Consider the following 13760-nt stretch of genomic DNA (forward strand, 5'->3'; position numbering starts at 1 on the left):
CAAAAGGCCGTCTGAAAGCAAAACACTTTCAGACGGCCTTTCATTTGAAAACAAGTTTAAACCATTAGTGATCCGAAGCCTTCGCCGCGCCTACGCCTGTCATGGAGCGCATGTATTGTGCGGCAAAACCGGCTTTGTCTTTTGCCGCTTGTGCAGAGCTATCGGTAATCGATACCAGCCAAGCCACGATAAAGGCCAATGGAATGGTGAAGATGGCCGGGCTGCCGTATGGGAAAATTGGCGCTTCATTACCCAGTACCGCCACCCAAATGCTCGGGCCTAAGATAATCAGCAGCAATGCACCAAACAATCCGGCCAAGCCGCCGGCCACAACACCGCGGGTGGTCAAGCCTTTCCAGAACATGCTCAGCATCAGAACAGGGAAGTTGGCCGAAGCGGCAACGGCGAACACCAAGCCTACCATAAAGGCCACATTTTGGTTTTCAAAGGCCAAGCCCAAGACGACGGCCAACACGCCCAAGACAACCGTTGCCACGCGGGAAATACGCATCTCTTCATCTGCGGTTGCTTTGCCTTTACGAATCACCGATGAATAAATGTCATGGCTCACCGCAGATGCACCGGAAAGGGTCAAACCGGCGACTACCGCCAAAATGGTGGCGAAGGATACGGCAGAGATAAAACCGAGCAGCAGGTTGCCCCCCAAAGCGCCGGATAAGTGGACTGCGGTCATATTGACACCGCCAACCATTTCGTACACGGTTTTGCCGTCGCGCAGCATTTGGGTGAAGAATTGTGGGTTGTCTTTGGTCAGGAAAATCATCGCACCAAAGCCGATAATGCCGGTTAGCAAGAAGAAGTAGCCCACCAGGCCGGTTGCCACCACCACCGATTTACGCGCTTCTCGGGCATCGGGTACGGTAAAGAAGCGCATCAGAATATGCGGCAAACCGGCAGTACCAAACATTAGTGCCAAACCGAGTGAGAGCGCATCAATCGGGTCTTTCACCATGCCGCCCGGCCCCATAATCGCTTCACCGTTTTCATGCGACTGCACGGCGGTGGCAAACATGGTTTCCAAGCTGAAGCCGGAGTTTTTCAACACGATAAACGAAATCAGTGTTGCGCCGCCCAGCAGCAATACGGCTTTAATCATTTGTACCCAAGTGGTGGCCAGCATACCGCCGAACAACACATACACCACCATCAGCGTGCCAACCAAAATCACCGCCGACAAATAGTTCATGCCGAACAGCAGTTGGATCAGTTTGCCCGCACCGACCACTTGCGCGATCAAATACAAAATGACAATCAATAGTGTACTGGTTGCCGCAAACATACGTACCGGCTTTTGATTGAAACGGTAAGCCGCTACATCGGAGAAAGTAAATTTACCTAAATTGCGTAAACGTTCGGCCATCAGGAACAAAACAATCGGCCAGCCTACCAGAAAGCCAACAGAGTAAATCAGGCCGTCGTAGCCGCGGGTGAACACGATGGCGGATACGCCCAGGAATGCTGCAGCCGACATGTAGTCGCCTGCAATGGCCAAACCGTTTTTGGTACCGGAGATGCCGCCGCCACCGGTATAGAAATCCTGCGCCGATTTGTTTTGTTTGGCTGCCCATTTGGTAATGAACAAGGTTGCAAAGACGAAAATTAAGAACATCGTAATGGCCGTCCAGTTGGTGGCTTGACGTTCTACCTCACCGGTAATGGCATCCGCTGCCCACAGGCTGCCAGAAGCCAAAAGTGTTGTTAAAGCTAATAATTTTTGCATCATTGAACTGCTCCTTCACCGATAGGGGTGTCTGTGGCTGATTCAGTTGTAGACGGCTTGGCTGTCACAGGGGCAGCTTCGTCACCGAATACTTCGCGGATCACTTCTTGGGTGATGTTTTCAAATCTGCCGTTGGCAATGTAAACATAAATTGCCGTGGTAATGAATGAAAACACAATCACAAACACACCAATATAAATACCCCAAGTGGTCACACCGTCAGGGTTTACTTTGGTGGCGAAGAGTTGTGGATTGATGCCGATGGTCAGAATGAAAGCCACATATACAAAAAAGATGATGGCGGAAAATGTCCAACCCAAAATCGATTTCTGCATGGCCATACGTTTGAATTTCGGATGAGCTAAGACTTGCGCTACCCGACGCTGCTCCTCAACAGCATAGTGGTCGTGTTGACTCATGATTTTTTCCTTTAAAGACTAAAAATAAACTGCTTCTTTTCTTTTTTCAGTAGCCGTATAAAATTTCTGCTGATTTTATTACAGCTATGTGCACTTCTGATGAGGCCAGACAACATTAATGCAGCTAAATTTTTATTTCAATATTCGATAAAATATTAATTTTCATAAAAATTATATGGTTATGATGTTAACCATTCGTTTTGTATAAAATTTAAGCCCGATTTTTCAATAAAATCGGGCTTAAATAGAAGTAAAACATCTGACAGAAAAATATTTTATTTAATTTTAAAATTTACGATTTAAATAATTATTTGGATATTTTTGTTAAGTTGTGATCATAAAAAATTTAAAAAAATCCAATAATTAGAAGAAAGATGCAACTAAAGTAGCCTTATCCATCTTGTTGATGGTCAGTTAGGATTTTTTGATATACCTCTTCCGGCAGGTAACGGCGAATCATCTCGCGCCAGCCTTCGGGGCCGACCAAGCCTTTGACCATGGTCGATGAGACTTCGGCAATTTCGCGCGGCGGCATCAGGAATATGGTGGAAATTTCCGGTGCCAAATCGCTGTTGATGTAGCGCATCGAGCGTTCGTATTCGTAGTCACCCGCGGTGCGGATGCCGCGCACAATAAAGTGTGCGTCGACTTCGCGGGCATAGTGCACCAGAAAGCGGTTTTCAAACACGGTGATTTTGACGTTGGGAAATTCGGCGGTCACCGCTTCCAGCATCGCCTGCCGCTCTTCGATGGTGTAGGTATTCTGTTTCTCCGGATTCACGCCGACGGCGACAATCAGCTCGTCAAACAAAGCCTGCGCTTCGCGAATCATCCAAACATGACCGAGCGTAGGTGGGTCGAAACTGCCGGCATACACAGCGCGGCGGATGGGGGTGGTGTTCATAATAAGTTAAGGGGAAAGGGTTAAGGCGACAGAATAATGCTTGCAAGGCGGGGTGTCAAAGAAAAATCTGATAAAGCAACAGGCCGTCTGAAACCGCATATGCCCCATAAAATGGAAGCTATCGCGTTTCAGACGGCCTGTCGTGTATGAGCAGCTAAACTAATTAATCGTCGCCGCCCAATGCCAACAACAAATGCAGCAGGCTGCTGAAAATGTTGTACAGAGAAATAAAGATGGTCAACGCCGCGCTGATGTGGCTGTCTTCGCCGCCGTCAATCACTTGGCGCACTTGGAACATAATCAGCAGCGAGCTAAACAACACAAAGCCGGCAGAAATGGTCAGGCTCAAAGCCGGAATCTGCATAAACAGGTTCGCCACCACCGCAATCATCAAAATCACCGCGCCGACAGTCAAGAAACGGCCGAGCGAACTCATGTTGATGTTGGTGCGGCGCGCCATGGCCGACATGGTGAAGAATACGGCGGCAGTCATTGCAGCGGCGATGCCGACGATTTGCGCGCCGTTAGACATGCCCAAAGCGTATTGCAACAGCGGGCTGATCAACACGCCCATGCCGAAAGTGAACACCATCAGCAGAGTCACGCCGGTGTTGCTGTAGCGGTTTTTCTCAATCATGAAGACCATGGCGTAGAAAAACACGAAAAAAGCGATGGTTGCCATCCAGCCGCCACCAAGGATGCTGTAGATGCTGAAGCCCATTTTGCTGCTGATAAAGGCACCGGCCATCGCTGGAATAAAAGATAAGCCCAGCAGGCGGTAGGTTTTTTGCAGCACGGTGTTTTTCTGTACCGCGCTGCCGGTAGAGGTGTAGTCGTAAACGTCGTTTTGCATGGCGTTTGCTCCTGAAGATAAGTGTGTAAAAATGAATGAAACCGGATTTTAACAGTAATTGTCTGACTTTGTGCGGAATTTATCGTGAGGCATTCAAATAAATAATGCCAACACCATCACCCACGCCAAAACCGTGATGCTCCATTGCGGCAGTAGTTTGTCCAGCTCATGAGAAGATGGTGTATTGTTCAATAAATTCAAGTGAACAAACGTTGCTGCGAGCATAAAGACTTGTAAAACCAGCCACGAAAAGCCGTGAACATACCGCGCCAGCCACACGCTCCAGCAAACCGCCGCGATGGTAGCCAATGCCCGATGGTAATGTTTGGCACGGCGCAAACCCAAACGCGCGGCCAAAGTACGTTTGCCGCTGATCCAATCATGCTCGATGTCGCGCATATTGTTCAGATTCAGCACCATGGTGCACCACAAACCCATCGCGCTGGCCGGCAGCCACGAATCCGCGTTCAGACGGCCTGTATGCAGATATTCACTACCCAACACCGCCAGCCAGCCGAAAAACACAAATACTGCCACATCGCCGAAACCAATGTAGCCGTAAGGTTTGCGTCCGGCGGTGTAGCCGTAAGCCGCCGCCAAAGCCGTGGCACCGAGCAGTAGCCAAACCAGCCAATCCGTGCCACTGCTTTGTGCTAACGTCGGCAAGGCGGTTGCCAAGAGCGCAAGGCCGAGTAGGCAGCATAATCCGGCGCTGATGACCAAGCCTTTTTGCATGGTGCGGCGGCTGATGCGGCCGGCAGCTACCATACGCGGCGGCCCTTGCCGTCCGGCAGAATCGGCACCGTTTTGTGCATCGCCGTAATCGTTGGCCAGATTGCTGAAGATTTGCAAAGCCACCGCGGTAGCAATGGTTAATAGTGCGGTCGGCCAATGCAATGACTGTTGCAATACCGCCAGCAGGCAGCCGCACAGGGTCGCCGCAACGGCCAAAGGCAGAGTACGCAAACGGGCAGCGTGTATCCAAGCGTTGATAAACATAGCGAAAGCAAAATGTGAATGAGAAAAGCGGGCGGTGAAAAGGCCGTCTGAAAAAGTTTCAGACGGCCTGTAGTATTAAGCCGGTTCTTGCGGTACATAACCCTGTACTTGGTCGGCACCGTCGCCGAAGAAGTATTGTTCCATCTGCTGTGCCAGGTATTCGCGTGCACGCGGGTCGGCGAGGCTCAGGCGGTTTTCGTTGATGAGCATGGTTTGGTGGCGTGTCCAAGCCTGCCATGCTTCTTGTGAGACATTTTCAAAAATGCGTTTGCCCAATTCGTTCGGCAGTGGCGGGAATTTCATGCCTTCGGCTTCGCGGCCGAGTTTGACGCAATGTACCATACGGGTCATGGCGGTTCCTTTAGTGGGTTTCAGACGGCCTTTATTTTAACGGATTGTCGCCGATTGCGAAAGGCGCATGCTTTTGGGCACAGGCACAAAAATGCCGTCTGAAACGGATTTCAGACGGCCTGTATGCAGTTTTAGATTAACGGCTGCCTTCGCGTGAAAGACGTTGGTAGCTGTTGTCTTGGTAAGTGCCGGTGCTTGGTGCGGTGTATTCAATGCGGTCTTTTTTCTTGAAACGTTGGCCTTGTGGTTGCTCAACTTGTTGCAAGCCGGCAATCGGGCCTGAATCGTTGGCGTGATCCCAAGCCGGTTGCGGTGCGCCTTTGGCGGCGGCTAAAGTGGCGGCTAAAGTGGCGGCAGTGGCGATCAAAGTGGTGAACAAAATAGTTTTCATGATAAATTCCTAATGTTGTGAATGCGTTATGTGTTAAAGGTTGAGTTATTCAACCAATGGGTGCATTCTAGGCCGATTGCAGTAGCGGATAAACAGCACTTTTTGCAATACAGCTTTTCCATTTTGGCAACATTCAGGCTCATGATGTTTTCAGACGGCCTAAAGCATTATTTATTCAAATAAAAAAGAGCGCATCAATCATTACGCTCTTTTTTATCACGACATTAACTTTACAAATCGTAAACAAAAACTTTGGAATTGCGGCCACTGTCGAGTAAATCTTGACGGCGCTCGGGCGGTAAATCTTGTGCCGAGGCCGTCTGAAAGCCACGTTCGATAAACCATTCGCCGGTGTGGGTGGATAGGGCGAATAATGTGCGGATGCCGGCTTGGCGTGCTTTATGGAACAAATGCGCCAGCAGCAGCTCGCCGTAACCGCTATCTTGTGCATCGGGCGAGACGACCAAACAGGCCAGTTCGCCCAAATGCGGTTCGGCAAAGGTTTTCAAGGCCACGCAGCCGTAGATGTGTTGGTCGTGTTCCAATACGGAAAAGGTGTGAATTTGGTCTTCGAGGTATTCGCGGCTGCGGCGCAGCAAAATACCTTTTTCTTCCAGCGGACGGATAAGCGCCATGATGTTGGGGATGTCGTCGCTGTGCGCGGCACGGATGTTGACAAAGGAATCACGGGCGATGGAGGTGCCGGCGCCGTGGCGGGTAAAGAGTTCGCGAATCAGGCTGCCGTCGTCGCGGCCGCTGAGAATTTGCGTGCGGGGGATGCCGTGTTCGACGGCATTGAGTGCGGATTGAATCAGACGTTGTTGCGGCGGTTGTTGCGCCATCAATTGACGCGCTTCTTGGGCGGAAAGGTTGGTAATCAACAGGCCGTCTGAATTTAAAATACCTTCTTCTTCAATCAGATAAATCAGTTTTTCCGCTTTGAGCGCGATGGCGGCGGCTTCGGCAATGTCGCCCATGCTGAGGTTGAAGGTCTTGCCGCTTAAAGAATGGCCGAGCGGGCTGATGAGCACCAATGCGCCGCTGTCGAGGCGGTTGACGATGGATTCGGTGTCGATTTTGCGCACCAAGCCGGTGTAGCCCATGTCGGTGCCGTCGATGATGCCCATCGGACGGGCGGAAAGGAAGTTGCCGCACGCGATGCTTAAAGGTTTGTTGCGCTGCGGCGATTGCGAAATGCTGCTGCACAAGGCGGCTTCGATGTCGCTGCGCAATACGCCGTTGGCCTGTTTGGCCAGTTGCAGCGTGGCTTCGTCGGTGATGCGGCGCTCATTGTGGTAGGTCGGGGTGCGGTTTTGCGCGGCAAGGGCGGCGGTAATCTGCACGCGCGAGCCGTGTACCAATACCAAACGTACACCCAAGCTGGCGAGTAGGTTTAAATCAGCGGCCAAGCGTTTGAGCGGTTCGCCTTCCAACAGGCTGCTGGCCACGCCGATGACCAGCGTTTTGCCGCGCAGGTAGTTGATGTAGGGCGCGGCTTCGCGAAAGTCGCCGACAAAACCAACGGATGTATTCATGTGGGGGATTGATCTAATAATATTAAATAGAAAGGCTGCCTGAATCACTGGCCGGGTAAGGAATACAGTGGGTTGGTAAAGACGAATGCTGCTTTACTGTTATCCTATCGGCTGCTTGGCTTTGTATGTTGTCGAGCCGTCTGAAACGTTCAGACGGCCTCATTTATGATCAGGCCACGCCGTAACGTTCGCGGTAAGCCTTCACCGGCTCGAAAAAGCCGCCGAACTCGGTATTGTTTTGCAACAGCGTGAACAAATCGTTCAAATTGGCAATCGACACCACCGGCAAACCGTATTGCTGCTCGACTTCCTGCACCGCTGACAATTCGCCTGTGCCTTTTTCCATGCGGTCAAGCGCAATGGCAACGGCGGCAGGAGTCGCACCTTCCGCTTTAATCAGTTTCACCGATTCGCGCACCGAGGTACCGGCCGAAATCACGTCATCGATAATCAGCACGCGGCCTTTGATCGGCGCACCGACCAACACACCGCCTTCGCCGTGGTCTTTTGCTTCCTTGCGGTTGTAGGCAAATGGCACGTTTACGCCTTTTTCCGCCAACATCATCGCCGTGGCCGCCGCCAAAATAATGCCTTTGTAGGCCGGGCCGAACAGCATGTCGAATTCCACTTTGCTGGCAATAATTGCTTCGGCGTAAAATTTCGCCAGTTGCAGGGTAGAAGCCCCGTCGTTAAACAGGCCGGCATTGAAAAAATACGGCGATTGGCGGCCGGCTTTGGTGGTGAACTCGCCGAATTTCAATACATTTTGAGATAAGGCGAATTTCAGGAAATCTTGGCGGAAATCAGACATAACACAGGCTTTCAAAAGGTGTTGATTTAAAATGGGGATTATAAAGGATTGCGCGGCAAAACCCAAAGGCCGTCTGAAAACCATGAACTGCACCCCAAAAGTTGGACACTTCCCCCCAACTTAAAAAGGTGCAGTTTTCTTATGTCCAAATATACACTAGACTTCAAATACCGAGCCGTACTCCATTACCATCAAGTGCACAGCCAACAGCGTACCGCAGACCATTTCAACGTCTCACGCACCCACCTGCGCCGTTGGATTGCCGCCTACCGTCAAGGCGGTATAGCCGCACTTCAGCACCCACAGGCTACGCTTATGAAGACTACGCAGACCAAACGCAACAATCCCTTTATCGTCGACAAACCCGACCATGAAAAAACTCAGGCAGAGCTGATTGAAGAGTTACGCTACATGAGGGCGGAGATCGACTACCTAAAGCACATGAAAGCCCTCAACGAAAAGAACGCCACCAAAGTTGCGAAACCGTTCAAACGCTGAGGGCGAAGCACCTGCTGAAATACTTGTTGCACAGTGCCGGCATACCCAAAAGCAGTTTCTACTACCACATCGGTAAATCCGATCCCGATATGGAAGCCAAAGCGGCGGTGAGTGAAGTTTATCACCAACACAAAGGTCGCTACGGCCAACGGCGGATTGGAGCTGTATTATCGTGGAATAAAAAGAAAGTGCAGCGTATTATGGGATTATTGGGTTTGAAAGCCAAAGTGCGCAACAAAAAATCCTATCGTCCGCAAGTTATAGGAGAGACGTCGAAAAACATCCTTAAGCGTGCATTCACTGCTGATAAAGCGGGAGATAAATGGTTGACCGATGTGACCGAGTTTAAATGCACCGACGGCAAACTGTACTTATCGCCGATATTGGATGTATTCAATCGTGAGATTGTGGCTTATGAGCTCAGTAGAAAGCCGGACAGCAAGATGGTCATGCAGATGCTGGATAAGGCATTCGGCCGTCTGAAAGGGCAGACCCCGCTGCTGCATTCTGACCAAGGTGTGCTTTACCGAACTCAGGCTTATCGGGAAAAGCTGGCGGAGAAAGGCATTGTGCAGAGCATGTCGCGCAAAGGGAATTGCTGGGACAATGCACCGATGGAGAGTTTCTTCGGGACATTAAAAGTGGAAAGCTTCTATCAGGAAGGTGTGTTATCGGTGGCAGAGTTGACCAAAGTGATAGATGATTACATACGTTACTACAATTATGAACGTATTAGTTTGAATTTAAAAAAGCTGAGTCCTGTGGCTTACAGGACCCAGCTTGAACAGGCTGTTTGAGAAAGATTTTTAATTTGTCCAAGAATTGGGGGACAGTTCACTATTTTTCAGACGGCCTTGAAGTTTTATTAAATTAGGATGAATATTTTAAGTTATGAAAAATCCCAAGCACCCCATTCAGTAGTATCCATTTCAGTAGCGCAGATAGTAGCTAGCTGGTTGAAAAATAGAAATTTATCTCCATCAGTAAAATCATTTAACAGGCAACCGGCCGTAAAACGATGGCAATTATCTACCAATAAATGATATTGGCGATTTTTTCCTACATGTTTTTTGGCAAGTGTGGCCGCTTTTTTAGAACCTACAGGCTTGCCATTTTTACAGCTGACGAAAATACTGATTGCATTATTCCATCCATTCAGTCTGGCCATAAATTTTTTAGGAGAAACAATTTCTACTGTTCCGGAGCCATCAAGATGGACGATTTTATTATTGCCAATATAAATGCCACTGTGTTCTACGTTCCATAAATCGCACCAAAGTACAGATCCGATAACCGGTTTGACGCCGGGGCGAAATAAGCTACTTGAAGAGGTATCATACAGTTTAGGTATATTAAACTGATAAGCAGAGCTGATTAAAGCCTTATGCATAGTTATATATTTTCCATAATCCGTTGCCGAAGCGGCTTGGCGATGTGGCTGTGCAGGATGTGTACGACTTGTCGCTTGATGAATTTGAAGAGTGGTAGAAAGAAGCAGTCCGCCAAATTAAGGCGGGCTATCGGAAAGGGGTTTAGCTGCTTTTAGACTTACGCTGTTTGAATATTTCAGCTATCCAGCCGATGATTGTCAGCGCAACGACGGTTAAGGTGATGGTCGGATAAAAATTGTAGGCAATAGCGGCAATAGTAGCAAGCAGGCTGAAAAAGGCAAATGCAAGCAGCCAGCGAAACATCGAAATCACGTCATTTAAGTAATCCAATAATTCTTTCATTCCAACCTCCTTTCTTTCGCGAACTATTACAAAGAAATCTACCCGATGTCATCAAATTTGGCAATAGCAATTACTGTCGGAGCAACCGTCAGCGGGAGCATTTGCAGAAATCAAAATCTGCGCTTGGTGGTCGGATTGTTTGAAAGTAACTATCTATTATTGTCGGATGTTAAATTGATTGACTATATCTGTATCATGTAAATATTTATGTATCTGAAAACAGGCTGAAACCGTATCATTCTGTTTCAACAATTTTTTTGAGGCATTCTCTCCAATTTTGATAAAACATTTCTGCTACAATTCTCTTTTGACTTTTCAATACATTTACACTCATTATGCTAAAAATCATCTCTGCCAACGTCAACGGCATCCGTTCTGCTTACAAAAAAGGTTTTTACGAATACATCGCTGCTTCCGGTGCAGATATTGTCTGCGTGCAGGAATTGAAGGCGCAGGAAGCGGATTTGTCGGAGGAAATGAAACAGCCGCACGGGATGCACGGGCATTGGCATTGTGCGGAAAAACGCGGTTATAGCGGCGTGGCGGTGTACAGTAAGCAAAAGCCGGATGCGGTGCAATACGGCATGGGCATTGAGGAATTCGACCGCGAAGGACGGTTTGTGCGTTGCGATTTCGGCAATCTGACCGTGATTTCGCTGTATCTGCCCAGCGGCACCAGCGCGCCGGAGCGTCAGGAATTGAAATACCGCTTTTTGGATGCGTTTTATCCGATGTTGGCGGCGATGAAGGCGGAAGGGCGCGATATTGTGGTGTGCGGCGACTGGAACATTGCCCATCAGAATATTGATTTGAAAAACTGGAAAGGCAACCAGAAAAATTCCGGTTTCTTGCCTGAAGAGCGCGAGTGGATCGGCAAAGTGATTGCGACTTTGGGTTGGACGGACATGTGGCGCACGCTATATCCCGAAGTGCCGGGTTATACGTGGTGGAGCAACCGCGGGCAGGCTTATGCGAAAGACGTGGGTTGGCGGATTGACTATCAAATGGTCACGCCGGAATTGGCGGCCAAGGCGGTGTCGGCGCATGTTTATAAAGACGAAAAATTCTCCGACCACGCGCCTTTGGTGGTGGAATATGATTATACGGTGTGAGGCCGTCTGAAACGGAAATGCTATGTTGAGCGCGTATGACCTTGAAGATTTGACGCTGTTGCTGGTACACGATACCGAAGCGCCGCCTGTGTGGATGGAGCGCTGGGCGGTGAGCTATCCGATTGTGTTGCAGGCGGAAGTGTCGCGTTCGCAAAGCATTCGGGAATGGCAGCAGGCGGTTCAGACGGCCTTTGCCGCGCACCAGAGCCGTCATGTGGCGGTGGTGGCGCACGGTGCGGGCGTGTCGGCGGTGTTGGCGTGGCTGTATCAGGCGGATGTGAATGTGCAGAAAACGGTGTGCAATCTGATTTTGGTGTCGCCTTTGCCGGAAGCGTTTCCCGATGATGCCGAACACACCTTGCAACGCGCCCGCTGTCATTGCCGCGCGGCCTTGGTGATTGGACAAAGTGGAGATTGTCCGCTGGATTGGGCGCAGGAAAAGGCGTTGCGTTGGAATGCGCGCTTGCTGGTGTCGCCGCACGAAGGCCGTCTGAATGGTGCGTTAAGTGGTTGGCAGTGGGGCATGAAGCTTATGCAGGAAATGTTATTGACGTGAATGAATTAGAATAATTTCACTAAAAAAGGCCGTCTGAAAAGCTTATAAAAGGAATGCTTTGATTCCTATAAAGCTTTTCAGACGGCCTTTACAGATGGTTAAGCTGAATATTGATGGCATAACATTTTTTTAGATTTTATATGAATAAACGACACACATTTTTTCAAATCCGTGGTTGAGCGTTTACAATGATGGTTATATTATAACAACTCATTCAGGCGCTAAGCTCGCATGAATCGTATGAAACAAACAAGGACAATCAACATGAAAAAATGGTGTGTAATGGCCATGGTTGCTGTGATGGCCGCCAGCGGTGCAGCGCAAGCTGCCAACAACAATCCGACGGTCAGCAAAAAATCGGTGTCTTACCGTTGCGATCAAGGCAATGCATTAAAAGTGACGTATGGTTTCAACAAACAAGGCTTGCCGACCTATGCTTCAGCTTTGCTCAAAGGCAAAAAACGCGTATTGCCGATTAATCTCGATCATTCCAGCGTGGCCGGTACGATGTTTGGTAAAGAAGGTGGCTACATGATGAGCACCGATTACATGGATACCAAAAATTACCGCAAATCGGCACTGATGGTCACTGCGCCGAACAACAATATCTTGTATAAAAACTGCGAGCCGCGCCGTAGCCGTCGCTGATCTGTTTTTAACGCTTAAGCCAAAGGCCGTTTGAACGAATATTCGTTCAGACGGCCTTTGGCTTAATGATGAAACAAAGCTAATTCTGCAATTCCATTGCCGCCTCAATTTTGTCTGCGGCTTCGTGTTTGTCGCCGTGGTCGGATTCGGGCGTTTCGTGGACGTGTTCTGCCGGTGGGTGATATTGGAATTTACCGTAAATCGGAAAATGGTCGGAACCGATGTGCGGTAACACTTTCAAATCAGCAACCAAGAAATCGTTGCTGTGGAAAATATGGTCGAGCGGCCAGCGCAGCAGTTTCCAATCGGCATGAAAGGTGTTGTACAAACCACGGCCGATACGCGGATCGAGCAGGCCGCTGATGCGTTGGAACAGGCGCGATGTGTCCGACCAAGCGACATCGTTCAAATCGCCGAATACCATGCAGCTTTCATCGGATGCGGCGATTTCTTTGCCAACTAACAAAAGCTCGCCGTCACGTTCGGTCGAGGTTTCACTTTCGGTCGGGCTTGGTGGCATGGGGTGTAGGCAGTAAATGCGGATTAGCTCGCCGCTGGGCAGTTCGACTTTGGCGGTAATTGAGGGAATATCATCGCGCACACGGTATTTCACTTGCGCATCATGCAGCGGCAGGCGACTGTATAGATGCATACCGTAAAGATTGTCAAGCGGCACTTTGACGGTATAAGGGTGGTCGGTTTCCAATTCTGCCAGTGCATTTTCCCACCATTGGTCACTTTCCAAAGTGAGCACCACATCGGGGCGGTATTGGCGAACAAGCAACAGCAATTTATCGGCTTGGCGGTTGGTGGTCAGCACATTGCTGGCCAGAATGCTGACGGTGCGGTTGTTGTCTTCGCCCTGATAGCCCATCACCTGTTTTTTTCTCAAGCGGGTGTAGGCGCTGATTTGCCAAAACTGCCACACGGCGCAGACAAAGTTCACCACTTCCATAAAATCAAAAATGGCGTTGCTGCTTTGTTCCAGCCAATAATTGAGCAGCATGCACAACACGCTCAAGGCGGCAATTTGTAAGCGTGGGAAATCGAATATCCGCATCACCCAGTGGTCGGATTTCAGCAGCGACAGCAGGGTAGCCACCACAGGCACGCACAGCAGCGCCAACAGCAGCCAATCGCCTAAGGGTAAATCGGACATAATCGTTTCCTGATGAAATCTTGGTCAGTGTCAAACACGTTTGCGCCGCT

17 protein-coding genes are annotated in these 13760 nt (G+C 49.5%); 5 read left to right on the top strand and 12 right to left on the bottom strand.

Translation table 11 applies throughout. From position 1 onward, the window contains the following. Window positions 1-64 precede the first annotated feature (64 nt). From ACM67B_RS00780 to pyrE, 9 genes are all read right to left on the bottom strand, one after another. Window positions 65-1744: a cation acetate symporter gene (locus ACM67B_RS00780; RefSeq protein ID WP_416189750.1), complete on the bottom strand. Its 1680-nt coding sequence runs from the start codon at window positions 1742-1744 to the stop codon at window positions 65-67. Further along, a complete protein-coding gene (locus ACM67B_RS00785; RefSeq protein ID WP_416189751.1) occupies window positions 1741-2160 on the bottom strand; it encodes a DUF485 domain-containing protein in 420 nt (139 codons plus the stop codon). Before ACM67B_RS00785 ends, ACM67B_RS00780 begins: the two co-directional genes overlap by 4 nt. 391 nt (window positions 2161-2551) lie before the next feature. Continuing rightward, window positions 2552-3064, bottom strand: coding sequence for a pantetheine-phosphate adenylyltransferase (gene coaD, locus ACM67B_RS00790; RefSeq protein WP_416189752.1), 513 nt, complete (start codon window positions 3062-3064; stop codon window positions 2552-2554). Window positions 3065-3227: 163 nt separating this feature from the next. Next, window positions 3228-3917 (bottom strand): Bax inhibitor-1 family protein, encoded by a 690-nt coding sequence (locus tag ACM67B_RS00795; protein ID WP_095503043.1) that lies wholly within the window; start codon window positions 3915-3917, stop codon window positions 3228-3230. A gap of 93 nt (window positions 3918-4010) precedes the next feature. Next, window positions 4011-4916, bottom strand: a complete 906-nt coding sequence (gene menA / locus ACM67B_RS00800) for a 1,4-dihydroxy-2-naphthoate octaprenyltransferase (RefSeq protein WP_416189753.1) — start codon at window positions 4914-4916, stop codon at window positions 4011-4013. Between the two features lie 75 nt (window positions 4917-4991). Then, window positions 4992-5267 (bottom strand): oxidative damage protection protein, encoded by a 276-nt coding sequence (locus ACM67B_RS00805; RefSeq protein ID WP_095503041.1) that lies wholly within the window; start codon window positions 5265-5267, stop codon window positions 4992-4994. Window positions 5268-5403: 136 nt separating this feature from the next. After that, a complete protein-coding gene (locus tag ACM67B_RS00810; RefSeq protein ID WP_416189754.1) occupies window positions 5404-5658 on the bottom strand; it encodes a hypothetical protein in 255 nt (84 codons plus the stop codon). 230 nt (window positions 5659-5888) lie between these two features. Next, the gene (gene argA, locus ACM67B_RS00815; RefSeq protein ID WP_416189755.1) at window positions 5889-7193 is read right to left on the bottom strand and encodes an amino-acid N-acetyltransferase; all 1305 of its coding nucleotides are present in this window, start codon (window positions 7191-7193) and stop codon (window positions 5889-5891) included. 169 nt (window positions 7194-7362) lie between these two features. Next, window positions 7363-8004 carry an orotate phosphoribosyltransferase gene (gene pyrE / locus ACM67B_RS00820; protein WP_416189756.1) on the bottom strand — a complete coding sequence of 214 codons (642 nt, stop codon included), beginning with the start codon at window positions 8002-8004 and terminating at the stop codon, window positions 7363-7365. A 141-nt stretch (window positions 8005-8145) separates the two neighbouring features. Between pyrE and ACM67B_RS00825 the strand changes: the two genes are divergently transcribed. Both ACM67B_RS00825 and ACM67B_RS00830 read left to right on the top strand, forming a co-directional pair. Beyond that, window positions 8146-8502, top strand: coding sequence for a helix-turn-helix domain-containing protein (locus ACM67B_RS00825; protein WP_416188879.1), 357 nt, complete (start codon window positions 8146-8148; stop codon window positions 8500-8502). A gap of 23 nt (window positions 8503-8525) precedes the next feature. Next, window positions 8526-9299, top strand: a complete 774-nt coding sequence (locus ACM67B_RS00830) for an IS3 family transposase (protein ID WP_416188878.1) — start codon at window positions 8526-8528, stop codon at window positions 9297-9299. 92 nt (window positions 9300-9391) lie between these two features. Here the strand turns inward: ACM67B_RS00830 and ACM67B_RS00835 are convergent, their stop codons facing one another. Then, a complete protein-coding gene (locus ACM67B_RS00835) occupies window positions 9392-9892 on the bottom strand; it encodes a lecithin retinol acyltransferase family protein (RefSeq protein WP_416189757.1) in 501 nt (166 codons plus the stop codon). A gap of 142 nt (window positions 9893-10034) precedes the next feature. After that, window positions 10035-10235 (bottom strand): hypothetical protein, encoded by a 201-nt coding sequence (locus ACM67B_RS00840; RefSeq protein ID WP_416189758.1) that lies wholly within the window; start codon window positions 10233-10235, stop codon window positions 10035-10037. Between the two features lie 335 nt (window positions 10236-10570). Between ACM67B_RS00840 and ACM67B_RS00845 the strand changes: the two genes are divergently transcribed. The 3 genes from ACM67B_RS00845 (at window position 10571) to ACM67B_RS00855 (ending at window position 12551) form a co-directional block, all read left to right on the top strand. Continuing rightward, a complete protein-coding gene (locus ACM67B_RS00845) occupies window positions 10571-11347 on the top strand; it encodes an exodeoxyribonuclease III (RefSeq protein WP_416189759.1) in 777 nt (258 codons plus the stop codon). Between the two features lie 25 nt (window positions 11348-11372). After that, complete coding sequence (locus ACM67B_RS00850) at window positions 11373-11903, top strand: alpha/beta hydrolase (protein WP_416190488.1); 531 nt, start codon at window positions 11373-11375, stop codon at window positions 11901-11903. A gap of 264 nt (window positions 11904-12167) precedes the next feature. Further along, on the top strand, window positions 12168-12551 hold the full coding sequence (locus ACM67B_RS00855; protein ID WP_416189760.1) for an adhesin: 384 nt from the start codon (window positions 12168-12170) through the stop codon (window positions 12549-12551). A 79-nt stretch (window positions 12552-12630) separates the two neighbouring features. Here the strand turns inward: ACM67B_RS00855 and ACM67B_RS00860 are convergent, their stop codons facing one another. Next, window positions 12631-13710 carry an endonuclease/exonuclease/phosphatase family protein gene (locus tag ACM67B_RS00860; protein ID WP_416189761.1) on the bottom strand — a complete coding sequence of 360 codons (1080 nt, stop codon included), beginning with the start codon at window positions 13708-13710 and terminating at the stop codon, window positions 12631-12633. Window positions 13711-13760: the final 50 nt, after the last annotated feature.

Origin of the sequence: Neisseria sp. CCUG17229 (assembly GCF_047839235.1) — a bacterium.
Classification (GTDB): Bacteria; Pseudomonadota; Gammaproteobacteria; order Burkholderiales; family Neisseriaceae; genus Neisseria; species Neisseria brasiliensis.